The sequence below is a fragment of the Umezawaea endophytica genome, from assembly GCF_025061645.1.
In the GTDB taxonomy this organism is placed as follows: domain Bacteria; phylum Actinomycetota; class Actinomycetes; order Mycobacteriales; family Pseudonocardiaceae; genus Umezawaea; species Umezawaea endophytica.
Map to the genome: position 1 here is coordinate 285452 of NZ_JANYMP010000007.1, position 26093 is coordinate 311544.

Consider the following 26093-nt stretch of genomic DNA (forward strand, 5'->3'; position numbering starts at 1 on the left):
GACCACCCGTGGCGAGGAAGGAAGTCCGTGGCAGCACTGCCCTCCGGGGAAGCGCCGACCGTCGACCGCTCCCGCGACGCCGAGCGCACGAAGGCCGAGATCCTCGCCGTCGCCGCGCACGAGTTCGCCGACAAGGGCTACGACGGCGCTCGGGTGGACGAGATCGCCGCCAAGACCAGCACCACCAAGCGGATGATCTACTACTACTTCGGCGGCAAGGAGCAGCTCTTCATCGAGGTCCTCGAACGCTCGTACGCGGTCATCCGCTCCATCGAGCGCGACCTGGACGTCGAGCACCTCGACCCGATCGACGCGCTGCGCAGCCTCGCCGAGCTGACGTTCGACCACCACGAGTCACACCCGGACTTCGTGCGGCTGGTCAGCATCGAGAACATCCACCGCGCCGAGCACATCGCCCACTCGACCGAACTGGCCGGGCTGGCGAACCCCGCGCTGGACGTCCTCACCCGCATCCTCGACCGGGGCCGCGCCGCCGGGTACTTCCGCGACGACGTCGACGCGCTGGACGTGCACATGGCGATCAGCGCGTTCTGCGTGTTCCGGATCGCGAACCGGCACACGTTCAACGCCATCTTCGACCGCGACATGCTGGACCCGGCCCGCCGCGACCACCACCGGCGCATGGTCGGCGACCTGCTCGTGAGCTACCTGACCTCTCGCTGAACCCTTGACACGGGGGTGCCGAGTCCCCACCATCTCCGCTATTAACTATCTAGTACGTACGTAGCCGGTCCCTGTTCTGCAACGGAGCACTGACAGAGGAGCCCAACGTGGCCGCACAGCCCGCCGGTCCCACGCTCACGCCCGGCAAACCCCGCAAGGCCGCTCTCGCCGCGTGGATCGGGAGCGCACTGGAGTACTACGACTTCTTCATCTACGGGACCGCCGCGGCGCTGGTCTTCGGCAAGATCTTCTTCCCCACGTCCAGCCCGGCCACCGGCACCCTGCTGGCGCTGGCGACGTTCGGCGTCGGCTACCTGGCCCGCCCCGTCGGCGCGGTGGTGCTCGGCCACGTCGGCGACCGCTTCGGCCGCAAGCGGGTGCTGGTGTTCACGTTGCTGCTGATGGGTTTCTCGACGTTCCTCATCGGCTGCCTGCCCACCTACGACGACATCGGCGTCGCCGCGCCGGTGCTGCTGGTCATCACCAGGCTCCTGCAAGGCCTGTCCGCCGCGGGCGAGCAGGCGGGCGCGAACTCCATGACCCTGGAGCACGCCCCGGACCACAAACGGGCCTACTACACGAGCTTCACCCTCAGCGGCACCCAGGCGGGCCAGATCCTCGCCACCGCCGTCTTCCTGCCGATCGCCACGCTCCCCCAGGACCAGTTGCTGTCGTGGGGCTGGCGGATCCCGTTCTGGCTCAGCGCTCTCGTGGTCGTCGTCGGCTTCGTGATCCGCCGCAAGCTCGACGAGACCCCGGTCTTCGAACAGGAGATCGCGGGCAAGACCCCGGCGAAGCTCCCGATCACCATCCTGTTCCGCGACCACTGGGCCGACGTCCTGCGCGTCGTCGCGGCGGCCGTCATCGCCTCCGTCAGCACCATCTTCACCGTCTACGCCCTGTCCTACGCGGTCAACTCCGCCGGACTGGCCAGGACGCCGATGCTGTGGGTCGGCGTGCTCGCGAACGTCGTCGCGCTGGCCGCCATCCCGCTGTGGGCGAGGCTCTCCGACCGCGTCGGCCGCAAACCGGTGTTCATCGGCGGCTCACTGGGCTGCGCCGTCCTGATGTTCGGCTACCTGGGCGCGATCTCGTCCGGCAACTACCCGGTGATCTTCCTCGTGGGCATCCTGCTGTTCGGTGTCGTCTACAGCGCGACGAACGCCATCTGGCCGTCGTTCTACGGCGAGATGTTCACCGCCAAGGTCCGCCTGTCGGGCATGGCCATCGGGACCCAGATCGGTTTCGCGGTCGCCGGTTTCACGCCCACCATCTCCGCGGCCATCGCGGGTGACAAGAGCGCGAACTGGCTGGGGGTGGCCATCTTCACGGCCGCCCTGTGTCTGGTCAACGTCGTGGCCGTGGCGACGGGCAAGGAGACGTTCCGAACGCCGACCGCCGAACTCGGCCTCAAGACCCGCGCCCCGGAGAAGATCACGACCTGAGGCCCTACTTCCAGAACGACCACGGCCCCTCCAGGAGCACACGGCCCTCCGCGTCGCGCACGACGACGTGGAGGGCCGCCACGCTCGGGTTCCCGACCTCGGCGGGCACGAGCAGGACGAAGGTGCGGTTGGCCACGGCGGCGGGCACCGGCGGTCCGCCGTCGAACCCGATCTCGATGCTGGCGACCTCGGCGCTCAGTTCACCCGTGACGACCTGGCGATCGGCGGCGACGGCGGTCGGGAAGTTGACGACGGCGGGCTGGTCGCCGCCCAGGACGGGCGTCACGACGGCCCTGGTCCGCTGCTCGTCGGACCGGCAGGAGACCACGCCCCGCGCGCCGCGGCCGAGGACGAACCGGCCGCCGGGGTAGAGGACGGTCGCGCCCGGCTCGTAGGAGTCGGGGTCCCGCACGGGCGTGGAGGAGTGGTCCAGGCAGGCGCCCAACGCGCTGCCCGCGTCGGACGCGCGGTCCGGGGGCGGGCCGTCGGGGCGGTCGCGGACCACGATCGCGGGGGCCTCGGGGGCGGCGAGCACCCTCTCGGGTCCGGTGGTCCGGACGGTGAGCGCGGTCCGGCCGGGGTTGACGTCCGTCAGCGCGACGAACATGCGGTCGCCCGCGTCGAGGGTGCGCAGGAGGCTCTTCACCGGGCCGTCGTTGGCCAGCACGATCCGGTTCACGTCGGTCACGCCCGCGACGACGCCCTCCCGGCTGAACAGGGCGGCCGTCGTGCCACCGCCCGGCGCGGCGGACGGGTCGGTCACGGTGGCCGTGGTCGCCGTGGTCTGGCAGAACAAGGGCCTGCCGTCGGCGCGGGCGGCGACCACGCCGAGCCGGGCGTCCCCGACGGTGAACGACGGCCGCCAGCGGGACCGCTCGGGGAAGCGGTCCGCGGCGCCCGCGCTCTGGACGGCCGACCAGCAGCGGTCCAGCGCGGCCTCGGCTGCCACCCGGTCCAGGCCGGGTCCTCCCGCGGCCGTGGGCTCGGCGTCCGGCACCTGCCGCAGCACGAAGACGGTGCCCGCCAACAGGACCACGGCGGCGGCCGCTCCGAGCACCGGCACCGCCGGCACCCGCCGCCGGTCCACACCGCGCTCGAACTCGCCGCGCAGCCGCTCGCGCACCTCGGGCGGGAGCGGGCGCGGAGGCGTGATGCCGGGGGTCTCGTTCACCGGGTCTCCTCCGTCAGGGTGCGCAGCCGGGCACGGGCGCGGGACAGGTGGGAGCGCACCGAGGCCTCGGCCAGTCCGAGGTGGCGCGCGGCGTCGGCGATCGGCAGGTCGCCCAGCAGGCAGAGTTCGGCGACCTCGCGCTGCGCGGGCGGCAGCAGGCGGACCGCGGCGACCACCAGCCGCAGCCGGGCCTCGCTGTCGACCCGGTGCGCGACCGCGTCGGCGTGGTCATCCACAGTGGACGGTCCGGACACCTTGCGCAGCAACCGGGACCGCCGGGCCGAGCCGCGGTGGGCGGTGCGCGCCACGTTGCCCGCCATCGTGTAGAGCAGCGGCAGCGCGCTGTCACGGACCAGCTCGACGTCCGCGCGGGTGCGCCACGCGGTCAGGAACGTCGCCGACGTGACGTCGTGCGCCTGCTCCCACGACCCGGTCAACCGGTACGCGTGGTTCCAGACCGCCTCGACGTGCCGCTCGAACAGCTCGCCGAACGACTCCCGGTCGCCCCGAGCCCACAGCGCGGCGTCGTCGGGCGGGTCCGCGCCGTCCACCATCCCGACCGCCGCTCCAGTCGCCACCTCACCGGTCACGACGGTCAGGTGCCACCCGCGCCGCGTCCGCTGCACCCCACCGGGTCACGAAAGCGTCACGCCTCGTCGGGCACCCACCGCAGCACGTCGCCCGGCTGGCACTCCAGCACCCGGCAGATCGCGTCCAACGTGCTGAACCGCACCGCCTTCGCCCGCCCGTTCTTCAACACCGCGATGTTGGCCACCGTGATGCCGACGGCGTCGGCGAACTCCCCCACCGACATCTTCCGCTTCGCCAGCAGCACGTCGATGTCGACCACGATCGCCACTCAGACCACCTCGGCGAGTTCGCCCTCGATCGCCGCCGCCTTCCGCAGCAGACCGCGCATCACGACCATCACCAGGACGAACGCGAACTCGACGAACCCGACCGCGGCCACCTGGAAGAACAGGAAGCTCGCGGGCTCCTCCAGTTCGAGCGTGAACAGGTGCCCCGCGACACCGAAGGTCAACGCGGTCGCCCCGACAGCCGCCCAGGTCACCACGTCGACCCACAGGAACGCCCGCCGGGTGAAGATCGCGTCGGCCTCCACCATCGCCAGCAGCATCCACACCGCGACGAGCGCCGCCTGCACGCACGCGACGACCAGGATCGCGAGCACCGTGTAGGCCGTGGCCATCGGCGCCAGTTCGGGCAGCTTCTCCGCCTGGTCGCGCGCCTGCACGGGGATGATCACCACCTGCCCGAAGAGGGCACTGAGCCCCCCGAACAGGATGAAGGCCCGCAGGACGAGGATCGCGACACTGTCCATGCATCGATTATCGATGGCTACCTATCGAAAATCAATAGACGATCGGACTCTCAGCCGACCAGGGGGAACTCCGGCTGCTCGGGGCCGTGCGGGATGTCGATCCGCTCCTCGCCGGTGCGCAGGGCCCGCAGGATCACCCGACCGACGTACTCGGGCGAATGCGCGACCAGCCCGGCCGGGAGACCGCCCTCGGGGTAGAACTCGGTGTCGGTGACCGACGGCAGCAGCAGCGTGACCTGGATGTTGTCGTCCAGCAGTTCCATCCGACCCACCTGGCTCAGCCAGTTCACCGCCGTCTTGGCGGCCGGGTAGATCGCGTTGCCCGCCATCGGCATCCCGGTGGCGCCCGAACTGATGTTGACGATGCGCCCGCGCCCGGCCGCCCGCATGTGCGGCAGCACCGCCTGGATGGTCGTCACGACGCCCACCACGTTGAGGTTCAGCAGGTCCAGGAACGCCTCCGGGGTCGTTCCGTCGATCGTGGACCCCGCCCCCGCCCCGGCGTTGTTGACCAGGCCGTCCACCCGTCCGAACCGGTCGACGGTGGCCCGCACGAGCGCCCTGACCTGGTCCGGGACGGTGACGTCGGTGGGGACGGCGAGCGCCCCGTCCAGTTCCTTGCCCAGCACCTCGAGCCGGTCGGCGCGACGCGCGGCCAGGACCGGGTGCGCACCGGCCTCGTGGAGCAGTCGCGCCGTCGCCGCACCGATCCCGGACGATGCCCCGGTGACGATGACGACCTTGCCGTTCAAGGACTCGCTCACGTGCTGACTCCTGGTGTTGTCGACTCCCGATGCGGCCCCGCGTCGTGGCGGGACCGATGTCCAGTCAACGACGGTCACGGGCCAGGAGGAAGGACCGGCTCACTATCGATCGATACCCAGGCGGTATTGATTCGCAGACAACGCGCCACCCTCGACGATCACGTACGCCCTCCGCGCAACGGGTCAGAACAACCGACCGTCGGCCTCCGCGGGCGGCTCCTCCAGGTTCAGCAGGAACCGCTTGCGCTCCAACCCCCCGGCGTACCCGGTCAGCCCCCCGGTCGCGCCGACCACGCGGTGGCACGGCACGACGATGCTGATCGGGTTCCACCCGTTGGCGTTCCCCACGGCCTGGGCCGAACCGGGTTCGCCCAGTTCCACGGCCAGTTGCCCGTACGTGCGGGTCTCGCCGTGCGGGATCTTCGTGAGCAGCGCCCACACCCGGCGTTCGAACGCGCTGCCGCGCGGCGCGAGCGGGAGGTCGAACGCGGTGCGCTCGCCGTCGAAGTACTCGCCCAACTGACGGGCGGTCGCGTCGAAGACGGCACCGTCGTCGACCCGCGGCCCCAGGTCCGGCAGTCGTGGCGTCCGCTTGTGCCCCTCGAAGTACAGGCCGATCAACGCGTCACCGTCCGCCACCAGCGTCAAGTCGCCGACCGGGGACCCGGTGATCACGTGCCGCACGCCGGTCATGACGCCTCCAGTGCAAGCAGGTCCCGCTTGGCTTCCTCGCCGCCGCGGTAGTTCCCCGACGTGCCGTCCGAGCGCACCACGCGGTGGCACGGGACGACGAGTGGCAGCGGGTTCGTCGCGCACGCCGTACCGACGGCGCGCACGGCCCGTGGACTGCCCGCCGCGGCGGCGACCTCGGCGTAGCTCTCGGTCCGGCCGTAGGGGATCACGGCGAGGTGCGCGAGCACGGCCCGCCGGAAGCCCTTGGTCAGCCGGAGGTCGAGCGGCACGTCGAACGTGCGCCGCCGCCGGGTGAAGTACTCGTCCAGTTGACGCGCCACCGGGTCCAGCCGGGCCGGGGCGGCGAGGATCCGGGGGCTCACGGCCGTGGCCAGCGCCGCGAGCACCGCGTCCTGGTCCTCGCGCTCGAAGGCCACCCGCAGCAGCCCCTCGGAGGTGGCGGCGAGCAGCAGCCCGCCGATGGGCGAGTCGATCGTGCGGTACGCCACGTCCAGCAGCCCGTCGCGCTCGGCCGCCGCGGCGAGGCGGTCCCGAAGTCGGGCGTCCGCGGTCGCGTCCACGACCGGCAGGGTGTCGAAGAGGTCGGTCACACCGGTGCTCCTTCCCGATAGGTGGCGCGCAAGGCCTTCACCCCGTCGGCGGCCGCCCGGCGGGCGGCGTCGGTCGAGCCGCCCACGATCGCGGCGACCTCCTGGTAGGGCAGGCCGACGAGGTAGTGGTAGACGACCGTCGCCCGCTGCTTGTCGGGCAGCTTCGCCAACGCGTTCCACAGGTCGCCGTCCCAGTCCTCCGGTCTGCCGGACCGGCTGGCGGCCTCGGGTGGTTCCTCCACCGGCACGGCCCCGCGAGCCCTCGCCCGCGTGATGTCGACGGCCTTGCGGTGGGCGATCGTGACCAGCCACGCCTCGACGTTGGCGTCTTCCGCCAGGCCCGGATAGGCCTTCAGCGCCGACAGGAACGTCTCGGACCAGGCGTCCTCGGCGTCCACCGGGCCGACGACGGCACGGCACACGCGCAGGACCACCTGTCCGTACTGGTCCACGATCTGTTCGAACGGCCTCACGCTCACCTCTCGTAGACGTTCGGGCGGCCGGGAACGTGAGGTGCGATCCCGACTTGCTATCGTGCATTGCGGGACACGCTGCCTCGTATTTACCCCTGGCGCGGGAGCCCCACCGACCCGAGGAGTGCCCTGCCCATGTGCGCCGCGTGCGGAGTCCCCACCCACGTCGCCCAGCCGCAGGCGGGACCGCGCAAGTTCGCCGCCCTGCGCAACCGCGACTGCCGCCCGTACCTGTTCGGCGCAGGCCTGGCGATGATGGCCGACAACATCGAGCACGTCATCACCTACTGGGTGCTGTGGGAGAAGTTCCACTCCCCCGCGCTCAGCGGGTTCCAGGTGATCAGCCACTGGCTGCCGTTCCTGTTCTTCTCGGTCTACTTCGGCTCGCTCGCCGACCGGTTCGACTGCCGCAGGCTCATCCAGGGCGCGCAGGTGCTGTTCATGGCCGTGTCCGCCGCGTGGGGCGTCCTGTTCCTCACCGGCACGCTCCAGGTGTGGCACGCGTGCGTCCTGCTCGTGCTGCACGGCTGCGCGGGCGCCCTGTGGGGCCCTGGCGAGCAGTTGCTGCTGCACGACTTCGTCGAGCACGACGAACTGCCCAGCGCGATCCGCCTCAACGCCACGTTCCGCAGCCTCGGCGTCCTGTTCGGACCGGTCGTCGGCTCGGCGCTGCTGCTGTTCCTGGGGTCAACGGCGGGCATCTTCGTCAACATCCTGTTCTACCTGCCGCTCACGCTGTTCCTGTTCCGCACGAAGTTCACCGGCCACACCCGCAACGAGGGCGTCCCACGCCCGCGACTGGGCATCGTCGACTCGATCCGCGTGTTCCGCGACGTCCGCTCCAACCGGACCCTGGTCAGCATGATCGTCCTGGCGGGCCTCGGCTCGTTCTTCGTCGGCGCCTCGCTCCAGTCGTCCATGCCGATCTTCGCCCACGACCTGGGCACGGGCGACTCCGGCCTGACCTACGGCGTCCTGCTGTTCGCCAACGGCGTCGGCGGCGTGATCGGCGGCATCCTGCTGGAGGCCACCGGCCGGATCAAACCCAACGTCAAGGCCGCCGTCCTCAGCACCGCGATCTACGGCCTGACCAGCCTGTTCTTCGCCTTCACCGCCAGCTACCCGGTGGCGCTGCTCATGCTGCTCGTCGGCGGCGTGGCGAACATGGCGTCCATGTCGATCGGCCAAACCGTCGTCCAACTACTCGCCCCACCCGCCGACCGCGGCCGTGTCGTCGGGCTGTACGGGATGTCGTCCGGCGGCTTGCGAGCGGGCAGCGGCTTCACCGTCGGCCTCCTCGGCGCCGCCGTGGGCGTCCACTGGTCACTCGGCCTCAGCGCCGTCGCCCTGTGCCTGGGCACCGCGGCGGCGGGCTTCTACGCCCTGCGCGGCGGCGCCCAGGACATGACCTAGACCGACCAGGTCACTCGCCAGGCCATCCCATTCTGGCGAGCGTCGCCCCATCGGCCATCCCGGTCGCCAGCACCCCGCTGATCTCACGCAGCGCCCGCTGCTGCTCCCCGCTGAGACGGTCGAAGACGAGCTCGCGAACCTGCTCGACGTGCCGACGCGCGGCACGCCTCACCTCCTTGACGCCCTCGGCGGTGAGGACGGCGAGCTGTCCCCTGGCATCGGTGCCCGATTCCTCCCGGCGGACCCAGCCGTCCCTGGCCAAGCGGTCGATCGTGTGGCTCAGCCTGCTGCGGTCGAACACGCACGCGGCGGCGAGGTCCGCCATCCGCATCGAGCGGCCAGGCGCCTCGGACAACCTCGTCAGGACGTCGTAGTAGGCGAAGGAGAGCCCGGACTCCCGTTTCAGGTCGCGCTCGACCCGATCCATCAAGAGCTTGCTGGCCATGAGGAAGCTGCGCCAGGTCACCTGCTCCTCGTCGTCCAGCCACCGGGTCTTCGGCATCGTTGTCCTCCGCGACTGGCTCCTCGGCATCCGTGGCGATGCTACCGACCCCGCTGAAATTTCAACCGTCCCGCACGTGCGGGACGCCGACCTCACGCGACAGCCCGCTTGCGCCGATCCGACAACGTCGGCAGGTGCCCGGTCACGCCGCCGTCGACGTAGATCACCTGACCGGTGATGAACTTCGACTCGTCCGACGCGAGGAACACCACGGCGTTGGCGACGTCGGCCTGCTCTCCGACGGCGTCGAGCATTTGCGAGTCCACCATCATCCGCAGCGGTGCCACGGCCTCGAGCTGGTGCGCCCCCGCGGCGGGCGGCGGGATGAGCCCTGGGGCCAGGGCGTTGCTGCGGATGCCGAGGTGCCCGAACGAGGTGGCCACCGACTTCGTCAGGTAGTTGACGGCCGCCTTGCTCGTGCCGTAGGCGACCAGTGCCAGGTCTCCGCCCGCGGCCTGGACCGACGAGGTGTTGATGATCGATCCGCCACCGGACTCGGCCATCACGGGGACGGCGTGCTTGCTGCCGAGGAAGACGCTGACCGCGTTCACCTCCAGGGTCCGCACCAGGAAGTCACGACTGACCCCGACGACGTCGGTGTCCTGGTCGATCCACCCGCCGCTCACCAGCCCGGCGTTGTTCCACAGCACGTCGAGCCTGCCGTACGTCTCCTTCGCGAGCGCCACGACGCCTGCCACGTCGCTCTCGACGGAGACGTCACCGACGTGCGACGTGACGTCGAAGCCGCTCCCCGCGAGTTCCTCCGCCCGGTCGTGGACCGTCGGGGACAGGTCCATCATCACGACGCGCGCACCCTCGGCCGCCATCGCCCGCACCCCGGCGAACCCCAGCCCACCGGCCGCGCCGGTGGTGATCACCACCTTGCCCGCCAAACGGTCCATCGACGGCCACCTCCACAAGTAGTTGAAATTTCAGCGCCTAGACCACGCTAGCACCGCGAGCTGAAATTTCAACCAGATGACCGGATGACAGCGGCAGTCGGTCAGCGCGACTCGTGCGCCCACCGCGTGATGGCGTCCACCGCGCCGATCAGGCTCCGCCCCCGATCCGTCAGGTGGTAGAGCACCTGCACGGGCATGCTCGGCACCACCTCGCGGCGCACCAGGCCGTGCTGTTCGAGTTCGACCAGCCGAACCGACAGCATGCGGTCGGAGATGCCGACGACCACGCGCCGGTACTCCCCGAACCGCCTCGCACCTCTGGCCCCGGCCAGCAGGATCGCCGAGGTCCAGCGCCGCGACACGAAGGCCATGATCCCGCCGGCGGCCTCGCAGGAGGTCGAGTCGATCAGGTGTGCTTGCACTTCTACAGGGCTAGTCACTTCTCCAGAGTAAGTAGATTACCGGCCGGTTGGCAAGGGAAACGGATCACTCGAAGCTAGGGATCATGAGTGATACCAACGCTTTCTCACCGCTCCGGGTCGGCACCACGACCATCCGCAACCGCCTGGCCATGGCACCGATGACCCGCAGCCGGGCCACCGAGGAGGGCTTGGCCACCGCGTCGATCGCCGAGTACTACCGACAGCGCGCGGGTGCGGGCCTGATCGTCACCGAGGCCACCCAGATCAGCCAGCGCGGCAAGTCCTACCCGACCACGCCGGGCATCGGCACGTCCGAGCAGGCCGCGAGCTGGCGGCAGGTCACCGACGCCGTGCACGAGGCGGGCAGCACCATCCACCTGCAACTCTTCCACGGCGGCCGCACCGGGCACTCGACCATGCGAGGCGGTCTGGCCGCGCACGCGCCGTCGGCGGTGGCCGCACCAGGCCAGACCTTCACCCCCGACGGCCTGCGGGACCACCAGGTGCCCGAAGCCATGACCGGCGCGGACATCCGGGACACGCTCCGGGACTTCGCGGTGGCGTCGGAACTGGCGGTCTCGGCGGGCTTCGACGGCGTCCAGTTGCACGCGGCCAACGGCTACCTGCCGCAGCAGTTCCTCTGCCAGGACTCGAACCTGCGCACCGACGAGTGGGGCGGCAGCACGGAGAACCGCGTCCGCTTCATCGTCGAGGCCGTCCGGGCGATGGCGGGCGCGGCGGGCGCGGACCGGACCTCGCTGCGGATCTCGCCCGCCAGCACGGTCCAGGGCATGAACGAGGGCAACACCGAGGAGCTCTACGAGGCCCTGCTGACCGAGTTGGCCGGGGACGGCTTGGCGTTCCTGGACGTCTCGGAGACCCCCGGCCACCCCGACGTGACCGCGCTGGTGCGCAAGACCTGGCCGGGCGTGCTGGTGCTCAACCCGCACCGGGTCACCAGCCCGGAGGCCCCGCACGACCGGGTCGCCAACGGCTTCGCCGCGGGCGCGGACGTGGTGGCGCTGGGCACGCCGTGGCTGGCCAACCCGGACCTGGCCGAGCGCATCGCGCGGCGCGGCCCGTACAACGAACCGGACGGCTCGACCTTCTACGGCGGCACCGACCTGGGCTACCTCGACTACCCGCTGCTGGCGGCCTGACATGGGCAAGCTGACGAACCGCACCGCGGTGATCACCGGCGGCACGGCGGGCATCGGCCTGGCCACGGCCCGCCGCTTCGTCGCCGAGGGCGCGCACGTGCTGCTCACCGGCCGCCGTCCCGACGTGCTGGCCGAGGTCGTGGCCGAACTCGGCCCGGCCGCCACCGGGGTGCGCGGCGACGCGAACGACCCGGAACACCTGGCCGAACTGCTGGCGGCGGTACGCGCCAGGGGACGAGGCCTGGACGTGCTCTTCACCAACGCCGGCGGCGGCGTGTTCACCCCGTTCGGCCAGGTCAGCCCGGAAACCGTGGACGAGGTGCTGGCCCAGAACCTGCGCGCGCCCTACCTCACCGTGCAGGCACTGGCCCCGGTGTTCAACGAGCACGCCTCCGTGGTGCTGATGTCCTCCATCGGCGCCACCGCGGGCCTGCCAGGCCTCGGCATGTACTCCGCGGCGAAGGCGGGCGCCCGCGCACTGGCCCGCACCCTCGCCGTCGAACTGGGCCCGCGGGGCGTACGGGTGAACGCGGTGAGCCCCGGCTACATCGACACCAGCACCGACCCGGACGCCCGCGAGTTCCAGCGAGCGGGCTCGGCGGGCATCCCGCTGGCACGGGTGGGACGGCCAGAGGAGGTCGCCGGGGCGGTGCTGTTCCTGGCCTCCGACGACGCCAGCTACGTCACCGGGTCCGACCTGTTCGTCGACGGGGGGCGGAACCAGGTCTAGAGGGGGCCCGCCTTGACTTCGCCGCCCATCGCGATGCTCAACAGATGATATTAGTTGCAGATCATCTGCGCGGACAGCTCGGTTGGTGATAGCGTGAGCGCATGGCGACAGCGGGTGGATCGGCGGCAGGGTCAGCGGGTGCGCACGCGTCGTTCACCTCCGACCTGGGCTACCTCCTGGGTACCGTGCTGCGCACCTACCTCAAGGCGACGGACGCCGTCGTGGAGGAGATCCCCGGTGGCGCCCGCGGTTTCCAGGTCGTCAGCGCCGCCGTGTCCGGCGTCACCGAGAGCCAGGCCGGGCTCGCCCAGCGCCTCGGCATCGACCGCACGGTCATGACGTACCTGTTGTACGACCTGGAAAACGCCGGACTGGTCACGCGCCAACCGGACCCCGCGGACCGGCGCAACCGCCACGTCGTGCCCACGAAGGACGGACGCGACCTCCACGACACGCTCAGCGAGAAGCTCCACGCGGTCGAAGAGCACGTGCTCGCCGCCCTCGAACCCCACGAGCGGACCACGCTGCGCGTGCTGCTGCACCGGTTGGCGGGTCAGCACCCCGTCGGGCCGGACTCCCTCCACGCCGCCTGCGAGGTCGTCACCGATCTCGCGGGCGGGGTGAGCAAGGCACCACCGCCGCGCCGCCGCCCGAAGGCCCGCTCCTCCAAGTAGGAGGCCGTCATCCCCGCTCGCGGGCCACGAGTTCGCGGACCGCGGGCACGACTTCGAGCCCGTACCGCTGGGTGGTCGACGGGTCGTCGGTCGCGACGACGAACCCGCTGACGCCGTGCTCCAGCGCGAGTCCGGCGAGCTGCTCGGTCCACATCTCGACCGGGCCGTCGAGCAGCCCACGCGGTGTGCCCCCGAACCCGCCACCGATGAGCACGCCGAAACGACGGATCGCCGACGGGCTCCGTCCCGCCGCGACGGCCGCCTCGTCGATGCGGGCGTTGTGGTCGGGGTACGACGCGGCGCCGTTCGGGAGGTTGGGGATCGCGGGCATCCACCCGTCGCCGTGCGTCCCGGTGAGGGCGAGCATCTTCGGTTTGTAGGCACCGACCCAGATCGAGATCGGGTGGGCGGGACGCGGTCCGCGCTTGGCGCCGTCGGTCCGGTAGAACTCGCCGTCGTGGCGCACGTCCCCCCGCGCGTCGGTGTCCCAGATCGCCCGGATGATCTCGATGGCCTCCCTCAACGCGGTCACGCCCTGCCCCGGGGTCAGCCGTCGACCCCCGACGGCCTCGATGGCGTTCCAAAACGCGCCCGCGCCAAGGCCCAGCTCGAAACGCCCACCGCTGAGGACGTCCAACGACGCCGACGCGCGCGCCAGCACCGCGGGTGGACGCAGCGGGAGGTTGGCGACGTTCGCGGCCACGCGGATGTTCCGCGTGCGGGCGGCCACGAACGCGAGCAGCGTGGACGTGTCGAGGAAGCTCGACTGGTAGGGGTGGTCCTGGAAGGTGACCAGGTCGATGCCGGAGCGGTCGGCGAGCACGGCCAGGTCGACCACGTCGGACGCGTTCCGCGCGGTCGGGGTGACGAAGGTGCCGAAGATCAGGTCGTGGCCGTAGTCGGTCATCGTGCGGTCTCCTCGAGCCGGGCGTCCGCGGGGCGCGGATCGATGGGGAAGTTGTCGCGGAACAGGAAACCGGGGTCGTAGCGCCGTTTCAGCTCCCGGAGGCGGTCGAGCACGGGCGGCGGGAAGGCGTCGCCGAGGCGTTCGGGGCTCTGATCGGTCTCGAAGCTCAGGTACGAGCCGATGCCGAGCCCGCGCACCGGGTCCCACGCGGCGTCGACGCGCCGCGCGTTCGACCCGAGCACGGCCACGGCGAAGCCGGCATCGCGGTGGGAGAACGCCGTGGCGCCTTCGGGGACGTCGGCGATGGCACCGCCCATCTGGCGAACGGAGAGGATCCCCACGCCACCGCTCGCCACCGCGTCGGCTGCCAGCCGGGCCACCTCGGGGGTGAACTCCCGGAAGAGCGTGGAGCGCGCCACGGGTTCGCCGACACCCTGGTGGCCGCCCGGCCCCGTGTCGGTCATGTCCATCACGTCGGCGTAGGCGGACACCGTGACGCTCTGCTGGACGATGGGTCCGATCCGGGCGAACGGGGTGAGCCTGCTGATGATGGTGTCGGGGTCGGCGTTGTCCACCACCCCGTAGAGCTGCATCACGGACCTGCCGCCCCGTGGCGGTCCGATCATCATGAAGAGGGTCGTGTCGCGCGGGGCCTCGCTCGCGACCCGGCCGTAGTGCTCCAGCGCCTCGGCGACGTCGTCGACGACGAGCGCGAGGCTCGCCCAGCCGACGTCACCGATCGGCTCCGCCTCGATCTCGAAGGCGGTGGCGACGCCGAAGTTGGCCCCAGCGCCGCGCAGGGCCCAGAACAGGTCGGGGTTCTCGTCGTCGGATGCCCGGATCGGACTGCCGTCGGCGAGCACCAGTTCGACGGCCCGCACCCGGTCGATCGTCAGCCCCTGCTTGCGGGAGAGGAACCCGATGCCGCCCGCCGTCGCCAGTCCCCCGACCCCGACACCACCCGCGTCGCCGGAACCGATCGCCCAGCCGTACGGGCGCAGCGCCGTCGCGACCCGCTTCCACGACGCGCCCGGCCCGACCCGCACCAGCCTGCGGTCCGGGTCGATCACCTCGACACCGTCCATCCCCCCGACGTCTACAACGAGACCGCCGTGGTTCGTGGAACGCCCGCTGAACCCGTGCCCACCGCTGCGCACCCCGAGCGGCAGGTCGGTGTGCCGCCGCGCGAACGTGATCGCCGCCGCCACCTCCTCGACCGTCGTCGCCCGCAGGACGAGCCCCGGCGCACCGCCCCGCATGTAGGTCGACGCCACGCTCCGGTAAGCGCTGTCCCCCGGCTCGACGACCCCCGCGGCCAGAACGTCGGGCACCCCTTCGTAGTCGATCCCCGGCATCCGCCGCGCACGCACGGACGCGGGCCGCCGGGCATGGTCGACGACCCGCAACTCCACCACCCGGTCCACGTCGTGAACCGTGCGAACCGCGACGACCACCGGAACACCGGCACCTGCCGCGGCTTTGACGGCGTCGATCGTCGAATCCACCGCCACCGACCACGCGCCGGGCCCACGCAACAGCCTGTCCCCGCTGAGCAAGCCCAGCCCGTCCAACGACTTGTCCACCACGAACGGGAACGGCTGTTCGGGATCACCCGTATCCGGCGCGGGCGGCACACCCGCGTCGGCAACGCCCACCAGGATCCGCGACGTCGCCCCCGCGACCCAGGCGGCGACCGTGAGCGGGTCGAGCCCACCCTGAACCCCACCAACGACCACCAGGTCCAGACCGCGCTGCTCCGCCCGCACCGCGAGGTCGGTCAACCGAGCACCCGGCAAGCGCGCCGCGTCCAGCAGGACACCCAGCCCGACATCCATGAGAGCCTCCACAACACTTGGTCCAGCAGACCGTCTGATTCACAGACTATCTCATAGACATCGCAAGTGGCGGTTTCATTCCCCCGAGGAGAAGGTCCTACGCGGGGACTTCCAGGTGACCGAAGCCGTCGGCGGGTACATCATCCGGTTGGCCAAGCACGAAGGCCTGACCGTGATCGCCGACGCCGCGCCCGCGGACCACTAGACAGTGGTCGACCTGGGCGCCGACATCGTCGTCGAACAACGAGAAGTTCTCCAATGCACGACGTGGTCATCGTCGGCGCAGACCCGCTCGTCCTGCCACCAAGCAACGATGTTGCCCGCGACCTCTCCCCCAACCGTCACGGTCTGCGCGCGCCCGGTGGGGTTACCGAGCACCTTCGTCCGCCAGTGCACCAAAAACCGTTCCCGTTAACGAGCAGGTGAACAAGGTGGTGCACCGCGTTCTGGCAATCGCCTGGTCAGCGGTCGTGAGGCAGGGTGCGGCGGAGTAAGAAGGGGCGCGGGGGAGGTGGGGGTCGTGGCGTCAGAGCTGCGCGTGCTCGGGCCGGTCGAGTTGCAGGTCGATGGCCGGTTGGTGGAGGTTGGTCACGCACGGCAGCGATGTGTGTTGGCGGTTCTGCTCGTGGAGGCGAACCGGGTCGTCACGATGGAGCAGTTGCTGGATCGCGTGTGGGCGGATCGGTTGCCCCACAAGGCACGGCCCGTGGCGAGCAACTACGTGTCGCGGCTGCGCCGGGTGCTGACGCCGGCCGACGATGTCGCGGTCGTGCGCCGCGGTGGCGGCTACGTGCTGGAAGTAGATCCCGAGGCGGTGGACCTGCATCGGTTCCGTCGACTCGTGGAGCAGGCGCGCGGGAGTGAAGACCCGCAGGCGCTGGCTTTGCTGGAAGAGGCGGTCGGGCTGTGGCGGGGAGAACCCTTCGCCGGCTTGGAAACTCCCTGGTTGGCCGCGGTGCGCACCAACCTCGAGCGGGAACGCGTCGCCGCCCGGCTGGACCGCGTCGACGTGGCGTTGCGCTGCGGCAGGCACACCGAAGTGCTGCCCGAACTGTTCGCGCTGGCGGATCAGGACGACCTGGACGAACGTGTCGCCGCCCAGTTCATGCTCGCCCTGCACAACGCGGGCCGCACCGCCGACGCGTTGGTCCACTACCGACGACTGCGCGCCCGGCTGATCGAGCAACTGGGCACCGAACCCGGCACCGCGCTACAGGACCTGCACCAGCGCATCCTCGACACCGACCCAGCCCTCACGCCGCCCACCAGCGGCACAGCGGCCAAACCGCAAGACCCGGTCCCCCAGCAGTTACCCGCGCCGCCGCGGTGGTTCACCGGCCGCGGCACCGAACTGGCCCGCCTGGACCAGGCGCTGGCCACCCAACCGGGCCAGGACCCGCCATCGTCCGACACCGGTTCGGAGGCACAAGCCGCCGCCACGGTGGTGATCTCGGCGATCGGCGGGGCGGGCGGGATCGGCAAGACCTGGCTCGCCCTGACCTGGTCCCACCGCCACCTCGACCGGTTCCCCGACGGGCAGCTCTTCGTGGACCTGCGCGGCTTCAGCCCGGACAGCGAACCGATGCCACCGACGACGGCCGTACGCGGATTCCTCCACGCCCTGGGCGCCGACCCCGGTCGCATCCCGGTCGACCCGCAGGCACAGGCGGCGTTGTACCGAAGCCTGGTCACGCACAAACGAATGCTGATCGTCCTGGACAACGCCGCCGACGCCGCGCAGGCGGCACCCCTGCTGCCCGGCGGCGACTCCTGCACGGTGCTGGTGACCAGCCGCAAAACGCTCACCGGCCTGATCACCCGCCACGGCGCGCACCACCTGACCCTCGACACGCTCGGCGACGACGCGGCCCGTGCCCTGCTGACCCGACGGCTGGGTGCGGCACGGGTGGCGGCCGAACCGGACGCGGTGGCCGAACTGGTCGGATTGTGCGGCGGTTTCCCCTTGGCACTGGGCATCATCGCCGGCCGCGCCTACGCCCACCCCGACGTTCCGCTGGCCGAGTTCGCCGCGGATCTGCGCGGCCTGGGCGTGGACGCGCTGGAGGACGACGACCCCGCCACCAGCCTGCCCACCGTGCTGTCCTGGTCCTTCCGCGCCCTGACCACCCAGCAGCAGATCGCGTTCGGGCTACTGGGAATGGTGCCCGGCCCCGACGTGAGCCTGCCCGCCGCCGCTAGCCTCACCGGCCTGTCCCTGCCGCGAACCACCAGGGTGCTGCGCGACCTACAGGAGGCGTCCCTGCTCAACCGGGACACGCACGGCCGGTACTCGATGCACGACCTGATCCGCCACTACGCCACCGACACCGCTCACCGCCTACCGCAGGACGTGCGGGAGTCGGCGTTGCGACGGGCGGTCGACTTCTACCTGCACACCGCCCACACCGGCGACCACCTCCTGGACCCGCGCCGCCACCCCCTCAGCCTCGACTCACCCGCGCTCGGCAGCCACCCCCGTCCACTGCCCGATCCCTCGGCGGCGCTGGCCTGGTTCGACACCGAACACCCCTGCCTGCTGGCCGCCCAGCACACCGCCACCACCCACCGCTGGCACCAGGCCGTGTGGCAACTGGCCTGGACCCTGAACACCTTCCACACCCGGCAGGGCCACTGCCACGACCACCTCACCGTCTGGAAAGCCGCGCAGGCCGCCGCCGATCACCTCCCCGACCCCGCCGCCCGCGCCATGGCCCACCGGCTCCTCGGCGACGCCTACGCCTTCCTCGGGCAGCACGACGAGGCGATCGAGCACCTGCACCAATCCCTCGCCCTGGCCGAACAGCACCACGACCACACCAACCAAGCCCTCGCCCACCGCACGCTCGCGAGGGCCTGGGAACGGCAGGGGGACGACCGGCGGGCACTGGAGCACGCGACCCACGCCCTGGACATCTCCCGCACCCTCGACGATCCCGTGTCGGAAGCCCGCATGCTCAACAACGTGGGCTGGTTCACCGCCCGACTCGGCGACTCAGACCAGGCCCGCGACCACTGCCGGGCCGCGCTCGCCCTGTTCCACCGCCACGACGACCCCATCGGTGAGGCGGCGGCCTACGACAGCCTGGGCTACATCGAGCACCACGCGGGCCACCACGAGCAGGCCATTCCCCACTACCAGCACGCCCTCACCCTGTACCGCGACCACAACGACACCTTCGAAGTCGCCAACAGCCTCGACGGACTGGGCCACCCGCACGCCGCCCTGGGCCAGCACGACCAAGCCCGCGCGATGTGGCGCGAGGCCCTGGAGCTGTACCGGGACCAAGGACGCACCGACGACGCCGCACGAATACAGCGACAACTCGACGCCCTCGCCACGCACCCACAATCGCTGCCGACGTCCGGAGTCGATCGCTGAGTCCGTCGTGCTGGCTACCCGGTCGCCCCGGCCTTGCGCGCCCGGTACGCCGCCGCCTTCACGCGGTTGCCGCACTCCTCCATGCCGCACCACTGCCGGTTCCCGCCACGCGACCGGTCGAGGAACAGCCGCGTGCACTCCGGCCCCACGCACTCCTTGATCGGAGCGTTCGCCAGGTCTCCCAACAGGTCCACGGCGGCACGGGCGACATCCGCCGCGACGGCCTCAACGCCCCCGTCCCGCACGACCCCGGAGGCGGTCAACGACATCCGGGCGGGCGCGCTGCCGGTTTCCTGGTTCACCACGCGCAGGTCGTCCTCCGCCCACGGCTCGCCGGCCATGCCCTGACCAACGAGCCGGTACACCGCCTCACGCAGCACGAGCAGCCTGCGCAGCCCGGCCCCGTCGACTCCGGGCACCTCGGTCAGCACACCCGCTTCCACGGCCCAACGCGCGAGGTCACCGGGCGTGGCCAGCAGTTCCTCGGCAGCCCCGCGTCGCCACTTCCGAGTGCCGACGAAGTCGAGCGCGAGGTCACCGCTGACGAAGACGAAGCTCACGTCACCATCTTGACAGGTGACGGAACACGCGTCCACTCTGGCGACGTCACCTACTGAGCAGGTGACGCCAACGTCGGCGGGAGCCAGAAATGATCACCGAAGACGACTACCTGTACTTCGCCCACCGCGCGCTCGACGGCATGGTCGACATCGTCGACGGGCTCGGCGACGACCTGGCCAACACCCGACCACCGTTGCCGGGGGCCAATTCCCCGTACGCACTGCTCACCCACTGCCTCGGGGTCGTGTCCTACTGGGCGGGGTCGCTGGTCGCGGGGCGGGAGGTTACGCGCGACCGGGAGGCGGAGTTCACCAGCACCGGGCCGGTCGGTCCACTGCTCGCCGAGGCGGCGGCCGTGCGCGCCCAGCTCGTCGACGACGTCCGAGCGGCGGACGCGGCCAGCCCGCTCCGAACCACTCCCCCACCCGACTACCTCGGGCCGGACCGGCAACTCACGCAGGGCGCCGCACTGCTGCACGTGTACGAGGAACTGGCCCAGCACCACGGCCAGATGGAGGTCCTGCGCGACGCGCTGCTGACGGGGAGGCGCGGGTGAACCCGTTCGACTCGATCGACATCGACCGGCTGCGGTCCGGCCACGGCGTCAAGTGGGGATCACTGGCCCCGGACGTGCTCGGCGCCTGGGTGGCCGACATGGACTTCGGCACCGCGCCCGCCGTGCGCGCGGCGATCACCGAGGTCGTCGAACGCCAGGACTTCGGCTACCCGTTCTGGCCCGGTGAGGACCCCGTGGTGGCGGCGTTCGAGGACCGCATGGCCACCCGGCACGGCTGGCGCCCCGAACCGAACCGCACCCGCGTGTTCACCGACCTCATCCAGGTGCTCCAGGTCATGATCGAGCACGCCACCAAACCCGGCGACGGCGTCGCGATCCACGTGCCGACCTACCCACCGTTCCTAGCCAGCATCATCCGCTCCGGACGCCGCGTAGTCCCCCTCCCGGTCGAGTGGACCGACACCGGCTGGACCTTCCCGACCGACGGGCTCACCGAGCAACTGGCGGGCTGCCGACTACTGGTACTGGTCAACCCGCACAACCCGACCGGCCGCACCTTCACCCACGCGGAACTGACCCCGCTCGCCGCCGCGGCCGACCGCTTGGACCTCGTCGTGCTCGCCGACGAGATCCACGCCGACCTCGTCCACAAGCCGCACCACCACGTCCCGTTCGCCACCCTCGCACCACACCGCACGATCACCGCGACCTCGGCGACCAAGGCGTTCAACATCGCGGGCCTGCGGTGCGCCGTCGCCCACATCGGCCCGGACCGCGTGCACGACGCACTGACCAAGGCGCCACTGGACTACTTCGGCACACCCAGCACCCTGAGCCGCGCGGCGACGGTAGCCGCATGGCGTGAATCCGATCCGTGGCTGGCCGAGTTGATGACCACACTGCGGGACAACCGGTCCATTGTGGACAAGTGGGCGAGCGCATTGCCGTGGGACCTGCGCCACCACACCCCGGACGCCACCTACCTGAGCTGGTTCGACCTGGCCACAACCCCTTTCGGAGCACCGACACCCCACCGGCTCGAACGGGAGATCGGCGTGAAACTCAGCGAGGGCGCCGAGTTCGCCGACGGCACCCCGACCGACACCTCGACGTTCGCCCGCCTCAACTTCGCCACCAGCCCGTCGAACCTGCTCGCCATCCTGGCCCGCCTAGCCGCCGGACTCGCCAATCGGTGAAAAGTACGGCGTCGCGGCCGGGATGCGGATCGATCTCGCACTATCGCCAGAGCCCAGGACCGGTCCTGACGACGCCGTGAACACTGCGAAGCGCAAAACGACGGTCCGGTCCGGTTTCCGAGTGAAACACCGGAGACCGGTCGAACACCATTGAATGACATTCACCTGGAGGTATTGTGCAACGCTTCTGGAAGCTCGTCAGCGCCGTGCTCGTATGCCTTGCGGCCACGATGGTCACCACGTTCGCAGCCGCGCCCGCGCAGGCCGAGACGCGGCCAAACGCGACGACAGCGCACGTCCAGCAGACCGACACGCAAACGGAACCTCTCACAGCCAGCCAGTGCGCGAGCTATCTCCAAGCTACCGGCTACACGGTGAGCGGAGCACGCCTCACCGCCTGCATACTCGGATCGATCCAAACACCAACCGCCATCCCGGCTTGCACCGTAGCGCTGATCGCCACAGGCGTGTGGTTCCGTGTCGCGGCGTCGGCCTGCGCCCTGGCCGCCATACCCTGAGAACAGGATCGTCGTCCCATTCGGTGATGCGGATGATGATCGCCTGCCGAGTCTGAGAAGAGTTGGCGGGTTCCCGGTAGGCGTGTGCCGGGAACCCGCCGCCGCGAATTCCCCACAATCCGCAACCACAACGCAAAATCGCGGAATCCGCAAGATTGCGGACGAACTGCTTCTGCCGACCTGTCCCTTTCAACCCTCGCCGCGACGGCCGCCGACGTGCTCTTCGTTTTCGCTGCACTCGGCCACACGCGCACGAACTTTCCTCGACCTGGGCCGCCCACGTGAGGCACTCGAACCAGCCTTCGACGCGGTCCTGGCAGATCGGAGCTCGGCGAACGCCCTGGCCGCACTCGGCATGGCGTGCAACGCGAACGGGCTCGCCGCTCGCGCCTACGACTGCGCCGACCAGGTCGCCGACATCGAGCCCGACAATGTCGCGGGGGTGATCCTCCGCTCGAGGCTGCTTGAGGATTCGGGAACCGCGGGGGACGCCGAGCGGCTGCTCACCTCAGCACTCGAGGCGCACCCCTTCCACCCGGATCTTCGCCTGGAACGAGCCAGGCTCCCGAAAGAGATCGCCGACGCCGATCGGTCGCGCGCTCTCCACACGCGAGACGATGGAGAACGCCAGGACAGTCATCGCAGGCGCCTCCCTGCTCAACACCTTCATCGGGCTGGTCCTGGACATCGCGGGCTGAGTCGGTTCCGCAACCGCGCCAAGAGACGTTCGGCGCTCTGGACCACATGGCCGAATTGGTGGGTTGTACGACGTTGTCGTGGTGCTCATCCACTGCCACTGTCGATGGCAGCGGATTCGACGCGCCGCTCGCGCGGACGTCATCCGCCCGGCTACTCCATCACCGGTGCAACCAAAGGGCTTCTCACATGCAGGTCGCGATCGTGCTCTACCCCGGATTCACCTCGTTGGATGTCATCGGACCTTATGAGGTCCTGGGCCGCCTTCCCGACACCGAGGTCGTCTTCGTCGCGGAACATCCGGGCCTCGTCGTCAACGACCTTCGGAGCCTGTCGATCAACGCCGTCGCGAGCTTCGACGAAGTACCGAATCCTGACGTGGTGGTCGTCGGAGGAGGTCCCGGTCAGATGGAGCAGATGACCAACGAGAACCTGCACGAATGGTTGCGAAAAGTCGATCGGACTTCGACGTGGACGGCTTCAGCCTGCACGGGGTCCATGCTCCTCGCCGCCGCGGGACTCCTCGAAGGCCGCCAGGCGACGACCCATTGGGCCGGGCACGAAATCCTCGCCAAGCTCGGCGTGACACCTTCGAAGGAGCGGGTCGTCATCGACGGCCACTACGCGACCGCGGCGGGGGTTTCGGCGGGCATCGACATGGCACTGACCCTGGCAGGCCTGATCGCGGGCGACGACGTGGCCCAGACCATCCAGCTCATCATCGAATACGCGCCGGAACCGCCCTACCACGCCGGATCCCCGGATTCCGCGCCCGCAGAAGTCGTCGAGAGGGCGATGAAGGAGATTTCCGCGTGATCGCGTGACATCAGCGTCGACCGCGGCGAGCCCGTGTGCGCTCGTTAGTCCGCGATGGCCGGAGACCCACGCTCTCATGGCCGTTCGAAGCCGTTCCCCCGATCGACAGGCACGCTCCCCTGCCCCCAGGTGTTCTCGCGTGGGTCGACCGAGGAGGGCGGTGTGGACGCGTACGTCCGGCGGTAGGCGTTCGGCGTGAGCCCGACGTGGGTGCGCAGATGTCTGCGCAGCAGCACCGGATCGCCGAAGCCCGCCGCGCGGGCGATCTCGTCGACGCCGAGTCCGGTGGACTCCAGGAGCAAGCGGGCGTGGTCCACCCGGTGCTGGATCACCCACTGCTGCGGGGTCTGCCCCACCTCGGCCCGGAACCGTCGGGTCAGCGTGCGAACGCTCATGTGCGCGTGGCTCGCGAGGTCGGCGAGGGACAACGGCTCGGAGAGCCGCTCGAGCGCCCACTGGCGGGTCGCCGCGGTCGAGGCGTCGCCGTGCTCGGGCAGCGGGCGTTCGACGAACTGGGCCTGCCCGCCGTCGCGCCAGGGCGCCACCACGCACCGGCGCGCCGTGGCGTTGGCGATCGCCGCTCCGTGATCGCGTCGCACGACGTGCAGGCACAGGTCGATTCCCGCGGCGGCGCCCGCCGAGGTCAGGATGCGGCCGTTGTCGACGAACAGCACGCTCTTGTTCACGTCGACGAGCGGGAAGCGGCGGGCGAACTCCTCGCACAGCGCCCAGTGCGTCGTGGCGCTCTGCCCGTCGAGCATCCCGGTCGCGGCGAGCACGAACGCCGAGGTGCACAGGCTGATCACCCTGGTCGTCGGGGCGATGTCCGCCAGTGCGGCCGCGAGATCGTCGTCGAGTCCGCCCGGACCGGGCAGGTCGCGGTCGCGGTGGTCCTGCGTCGCGATGATGACGGTGTCCGCGGTGGCCAGTGCCGACCGGTCGTTGTGGACCTGGATGGTGAAGTCCTGGTTGGTGGTGACAGGTCCGCCGTCCAGGGAACAGGTCGACACCTCGTACAACGGCTCACCGGACGAGGAGGAGGCGTACCCGAACACCTGTCCGGGGATGCCGAGGTCGAACGGTTTGACCCCGTCCAGGGCGAGGACGACAACACGGTGAGACATGGCCAGATCTTCATCCCCATTGTCTTTCTGGTCAATGTCGCCAGATGTCCATGATCACCAGGATGAGCGCATGGAACCAGATCCGACCATGAGCAGCGTTCTTGTCATCGGAGGCACCGGGGCGATGGGCAGCAGGGTCGTGCTCCGCCTGCTGGAAGCCACCTCCGACGACGTCCTCGTCCTCACCCGCGACCCCGACTCCGCGCGGGCCACCCACCTGCTCGATCTTGGCGGTGGTCGCGTTCGAGCAGTCCGCGGCGACGTCAACGACATCGCCGACGTGCGGAAAGCCATGGAATCGGTCGCCAAGGTCTTCTGCAACACCGATTTCTTCTCCAGCGGCTCCGTGACGGGCGAGTTCGACCAGGGTGTCGCGATCCTCGACGCGGCACGCGCGGCGAAGGTCGACCGCTTCGTCTGGTCCTCTTTGGACTACGCAGCGATGATCACCGGTGGACGGGTGCCGGTGCCGCACTACGACAGCAAGGGTGCGGTCGCGGCGCACATCGGCCTGCGACGGTCCGATGAGATGATGCGCAAGGAGGACGACGGGTGGTACTCGCGGCACGTCGCGGTGCTGACGACCGCTCCCTACTTCGAGAACTTCCAGACGCGCCTCGTTCCGCAGCCCGGCAGGCTGCCCGACGGCCGCGAGGGGGTGCTGTTCCACATCCCTCTCGGTAGTGGCAGGTACCCCCTGATCGGCCTCGACGACATCGCCTGGTTCTCCGTCCACGTCCTCGACCAGTGGGAGAGCAGGGAATCACCGGACCTCGCGGTGGCAGCAGACAGCCTGACCGGTGATCAGATCGCCGACACGTTCGAACGGGTCACCGGGATACCAGCGGCCTACATCCCGGTTCCGCTCGACGCGGTGCGCTCGACCATCCCCGACTTCGGACACGACTTCGCCGCCATGTTCGAGTTCTTCCAAACGCGCGACGTCGTCGGATCGGACAGGGACGTGCCGCTGCTGCGGCGCACGCACCCAGGGCTCCTGAGCTTCGAGGACTGGTTGCGGTCCTCGGGCTGGGACGGCACCGAGCAGGACGTCCAGCAGGTCCCCGTCCTCCGAGAAGCGCGGCCCATGACCGAGTGATCGGGACGGTGTCCTCACTGTTCGAGGGCCGAGGCAACGGCGCTCACCGCGACCCAGCGGCGGAGCAGCGACCCTGGTGTGTCCAGAGCGGTGGGCAACCCCCCGAGCCACAGGGTGTCGCAGATCAGGTACTGGTTCGGATCCTCCTCGAACAGGCGAGTCAGCACGGCGTGCAGGTCGGCCACGGGATCGACGAACCGGGAAATCCAGTCGTTGTTGGACTTCTCCGGTCCACGGACGAGTTTCACCCATCCGCTGGCCTCGTCGAAGACGAGGGTGTCCGATGCGGTCGAGTCGTAGGCCGACACGAATGTGAGCCCGGCGTTCTCCACGTCCGCCCGGAACCGACCACTGGTGACGACCGTGATCCGGTGACCGCGCGCGGCGAGGCTGCCTGCGAGACGCAGCAACGGCGACAGCCCTCCAGGGGCTGCGGGAGCGGCGATGATGATCTTTGCCATGACAGTCCTTGAAGGCCGA

At 70.3% G+C, this 26093-nt stretch carries 29 protein-coding genes; 12 read left to right on the top strand and 17 right to left on the bottom strand.

Annotation, left to right across the window (positions count from 1 at the left end; genetic code table 11):
* Positions 1 to 27 precede the first annotated feature (27 nt).
* Positions 28 to 684: a TetR/AcrR family transcriptional regulator gene (locus NZH93_RS17615; protein WP_259624184.1), complete on the top strand. Its 657-nt coding sequence runs from the start codon at positions 28 to 30 to the stop codon at positions 682 to 684.
* 107 nt (positions 685 to 791) lie between these two features.
* On the top strand, positions 792 to 2129 hold the full coding sequence (locus tag NZH93_RS17620) for an MFS transporter (RefSeq protein ID WP_259624185.1): 1338 nt from the start codon (positions 792 to 794) through the stop codon (positions 2127 to 2129).
* Positions 2130 to 2133: 4 nt separating this feature from the next.
* Here the strand turns inward: NZH93_RS17620 and NZH93_RS17625 are convergent, their stop codons facing one another.
* From NZH93_RS17625 to NZH93_RS17660, 8 genes are all read right to left on the bottom strand, one after another.
* Positions 2134 to 3300: a hypothetical protein gene (locus NZH93_RS17625; RefSeq protein WP_259624186.1), complete on the bottom strand. Its 1167-nt coding sequence runs from the start codon at positions 3298 to 3300 to the stop codon at positions 2134 to 2136.
* On the bottom strand, positions 3297 to 3854 hold the full coding sequence (locus NZH93_RS17630) for an RNA polymerase sigma factor (RefSeq protein ID WP_259624273.1): 558 nt from the start codon (positions 3852 to 3854) through the stop codon (positions 3297 to 3299). The genes NZH93_RS17625 and NZH93_RS17630 overlap by 4 nt, the downstream gene beginning before the upstream one ends.
* Positions 3855 to 3946: 92 nt before the next feature.
* On the bottom strand, positions 3947 to 4159 hold the full coding sequence (locus NZH93_RS17635; RefSeq protein WP_259624187.1) for a helix-turn-helix domain-containing protein: 213 nt from the start codon (positions 4157 to 4159) through the stop codon (positions 3947 to 3949).
* Positions 4160 to 4642 carry a DUF2975 domain-containing protein gene (locus tag NZH93_RS17640; RefSeq protein WP_259624188.1) on the bottom strand — a complete coding sequence of 161 codons (483 nt, stop codon included), beginning with the start codon at positions 4640 to 4642 and terminating at the stop codon, positions 4160 to 4162. It lies immediately after the preceding gene.
* Between the two features lie 50 nt (positions 4643 to 4692).
* On the bottom strand, positions 4693 to 5406 hold the full coding sequence (locus tag NZH93_RS17645; protein ID WP_259624189.1) for an SDR family NAD(P)-dependent oxidoreductase: 714 nt from the start codon (positions 5404 to 5406) through the stop codon (positions 4693 to 4695).
* Between the two features lie 183 nt (positions 5407 to 5589).
* Entirely contained in the window at positions 5590 to 6099 is a 510-nt protein-coding gene (locus NZH93_RS17650; protein ID WP_259624190.1) for a methylated-DNA--[protein]-cysteine S-methyltransferase, read from the bottom strand.
* On the bottom strand, positions 6096 to 6689 hold the full coding sequence (locus tag NZH93_RS17655) for a methylated-DNA--[protein]-cysteine S-methyltransferase (protein ID WP_259624191.1): 594 nt from the start codon (positions 6687 to 6689) through the stop codon (positions 6096 to 6098). Before NZH93_RS17655 ends, NZH93_RS17650 begins: the two co-directional genes overlap by 4 nt.
* On the bottom strand, positions 6686 to 7162 hold the full coding sequence (locus tag NZH93_RS17660; RefSeq protein ID WP_372506666.1) for an RNA polymerase sigma factor: 477 nt from the start codon (positions 7160 to 7162) through the stop codon (positions 6686 to 6688). Before NZH93_RS17660 ends, NZH93_RS17655 begins: the two co-directional genes overlap by 4 nt.
* Before the next feature lie 135 nt (positions 7163 to 7297).
* Here NZH93_RS17660 and NZH93_RS17665 point away from each other — a divergent pair, with 135 nt between their 5' ends.
* The gene (locus NZH93_RS17665) at positions 7298 to 8575 is read left to right on the top strand and encodes an MFS transporter (RefSeq protein ID WP_259624193.1); all 1278 of its coding nucleotides are present in this window, start codon (positions 7298 to 7300) and stop codon (positions 8573 to 8575) included.
* Positions 8576 to 8585: 10 nt separating this feature from the next.
* Here the strand turns inward: NZH93_RS17665 and NZH93_RS17670 are convergent, their stop codons facing one another.
* The 3 genes from NZH93_RS17670 to NZH93_RS17680 all read right to left on the bottom strand — a co-directional run bounded on the left by NZH93_RS17670 (position 8586) and on the right by NZH93_RS17680 (position 10419).
* A complete protein-coding gene (locus tag NZH93_RS17670; RefSeq protein ID WP_259624194.1) occupies positions 8586 to 9077 on the bottom strand; it encodes a MarR family winged helix-turn-helix transcriptional regulator in 492 nt (163 codons plus the stop codon).
* 92 nt (positions 9078 to 9169) lie between these two features.
* On the bottom strand, positions 9170 to 9979 hold the full coding sequence (locus tag NZH93_RS17675; RefSeq protein WP_259624195.1) for an SDR family NAD(P)-dependent oxidoreductase: 810 nt from the start codon (positions 9977 to 9979) through the stop codon (positions 9170 to 9172).
* A gap of 101 nt (positions 9980 to 10080) precedes the next feature.
* A complete protein-coding gene (locus NZH93_RS17680; protein WP_259624196.1) occupies positions 10081 to 10419 on the bottom strand; it encodes a winged helix-turn-helix transcriptional regulator in 339 nt (112 codons plus the stop codon).
* A gap of 65 nt (positions 10420 to 10484) precedes the next feature.
* On the opposite strand from NZH93_RS17680, the gene NZH93_RS17685 reads away from it, so the two are divergent.
* From NZH93_RS17685 to NZH93_RS17695, 3 genes are all read left to right on the top strand, one after another.
* Positions 10485 to 11561, top strand: coding sequence for an alkene reductase (locus NZH93_RS17685; protein WP_259624197.1), 1077 nt, complete (start codon positions 10485 to 10487; stop codon positions 11559 to 11561).
* Between the two features lies 1 nt (position 11562).
* Positions 11563 to 12291, top strand: a complete 729-nt coding sequence (locus NZH93_RS17690; RefSeq protein WP_259624198.1) for an SDR family NAD(P)-dependent oxidoreductase — start codon at positions 11563 to 11565, stop codon at positions 12289 to 12291.
* A gap of 101 nt (positions 12292 to 12392) precedes the next feature.
* Positions 12393 to 12965, top strand: coding sequence for a MarR family winged helix-turn-helix transcriptional regulator (locus NZH93_RS17695; RefSeq protein ID WP_259624199.1), 573 nt, complete (start codon positions 12393 to 12395; stop codon positions 12963 to 12965).
* Between the two features lie 7 nt (positions 12966 to 12972).
* On the opposite strand, the gene NZH93_RS17700 is transcribed toward NZH93_RS17695, so the two are convergent.
* Positions 12973 to 13872: an LLM class flavin-dependent oxidoreductase gene (locus tag NZH93_RS17700; RefSeq protein WP_259624200.1), complete on the bottom strand. Its 900-nt coding sequence runs from the start codon at positions 13870 to 13872 to the stop codon at positions 12973 to 12975.
* Entirely contained in the window at positions 13869 to 15707 is a 1839-nt protein-coding gene (locus tag NZH93_RS17705; RefSeq protein ID WP_259624201.1) for an FAD-binding oxidoreductase, read from the bottom strand. Before NZH93_RS17705 ends, NZH93_RS17700 begins: the two co-directional genes overlap by 4 nt.
* 520 nt (positions 15708 to 16227) lie before the next feature.
* Here NZH93_RS17705 and NZH93_RS17710 point away from each other — a divergent pair.
* Positions 16228 to 19086: an AfsR/SARP family transcriptional regulator gene (locus tag NZH93_RS17710; protein WP_259624202.1), complete on the top strand. Its 2859-nt coding sequence runs from the start codon at positions 16228 to 16230 to the stop codon at positions 19084 to 19086.
* Positions 19087 to 19100: 14 nt separating this feature from the next.
* Here the strand turns inward: NZH93_RS17710 and NZH93_RS17715 are convergent, their stop codons facing one another.
* Positions 19101 to 19646, bottom strand: coding sequence for a CGNR zinc finger domain-containing protein (locus NZH93_RS17715; RefSeq protein WP_259624203.1), 546 nt, complete (start codon positions 19644 to 19646; stop codon positions 19101 to 19103).
* Between the two features lie 89 nt (positions 19647 to 19735).
* Here NZH93_RS17715 and NZH93_RS17720 point away from each other — a divergent pair, with 89 nt between their 5' ends.
* The 3 genes from NZH93_RS17720 to NZH93_RS17730 all read left to right on the top strand — a co-directional run bounded on the left by NZH93_RS17720 (position 19736) and on the right by NZH93_RS17730 (position 21878).
* A complete protein-coding gene (locus tag NZH93_RS17720; protein WP_259624204.1) occupies positions 19736 to 20203 on the top strand; it encodes a DinB family protein in 468 nt (155 codons plus the stop codon).
* Positions 20200 to 21360, top strand: a complete 1161-nt coding sequence (locus tag NZH93_RS17725; protein WP_259624205.1) for a MalY/PatB family protein — start codon at positions 20200 to 20202, stop codon at positions 21358 to 21360. Before NZH93_RS17720 ends, NZH93_RS17725 begins: the two co-directional genes overlap by 4 nt.
* A 176-nt stretch (positions 21361 to 21536) precedes the next feature.
* Positions 21537 to 21878, top strand: a complete 342-nt coding sequence (locus tag NZH93_RS17730) for a hypothetical protein (protein ID WP_259624206.1) — start codon at positions 21537 to 21539, stop codon at positions 21876 to 21878.
* 508 nt (positions 21879 to 22386) lie between these two features.
* On the opposite strand, the gene NZH93_RS17735 is transcribed toward NZH93_RS17730, so the two are convergent.
* Positions 22387 to 22548 (bottom strand): hypothetical protein, encoded by a 162-nt coding sequence (locus tag NZH93_RS17735; protein ID WP_259624207.1) that lies wholly within the window; start codon positions 22546 to 22548, stop codon positions 22387 to 22389.
* A 215-nt stretch (positions 22549 to 22763) separates the two neighbouring features.
* On the opposite strand from NZH93_RS17735, the gene NZH93_RS17740 reads away from it, so the two are divergent.
* A complete protein-coding gene (locus tag NZH93_RS17740; RefSeq protein ID WP_259624208.1) occupies positions 22764 to 23390 on the top strand; it encodes a DJ-1/PfpI family protein in 627 nt (208 codons plus the stop codon).
* Positions 23391 to 23464: 74 nt separating this feature from the next.
* Here NZH93_RS17740 and NZH93_RS17745 read toward each other — a convergent pair whose 3' ends face one another.
* Positions 23465 to 24514, bottom strand: a complete 1050-nt coding sequence (locus NZH93_RS17745) for a GlxA family transcriptional regulator (protein WP_259624209.1) — start codon at positions 24512 to 24514, stop codon at positions 23465 to 23467.
* 88 nt (positions 24515 to 24602) lie between these two features.
* Between NZH93_RS17745 and NZH93_RS17750 the strand changes: the two genes are divergently transcribed.
* Positions 24603 to 25613: an NmrA family NAD(P)-binding protein gene (locus NZH93_RS17750; RefSeq protein WP_259624210.1), complete on the top strand. Its 1011-nt coding sequence runs from the start codon at positions 24603 to 24605 to the stop codon at positions 25611 to 25613.
* A gap of 14 nt (positions 25614 to 25627) precedes the next feature.
* On the opposite strand, the gene NZH93_RS17755 is transcribed toward NZH93_RS17750, so the two are convergent.
* On the bottom strand, positions 25628 to 26074 hold the full coding sequence (locus tag NZH93_RS17755) for a glycosyltransferase family protein (RefSeq protein WP_259624211.1): 447 nt from the start codon (positions 26072 to 26074) through the stop codon (positions 25628 to 25630).
* Positions 26075 to 26093: the final 19 nt, after the last annotated feature.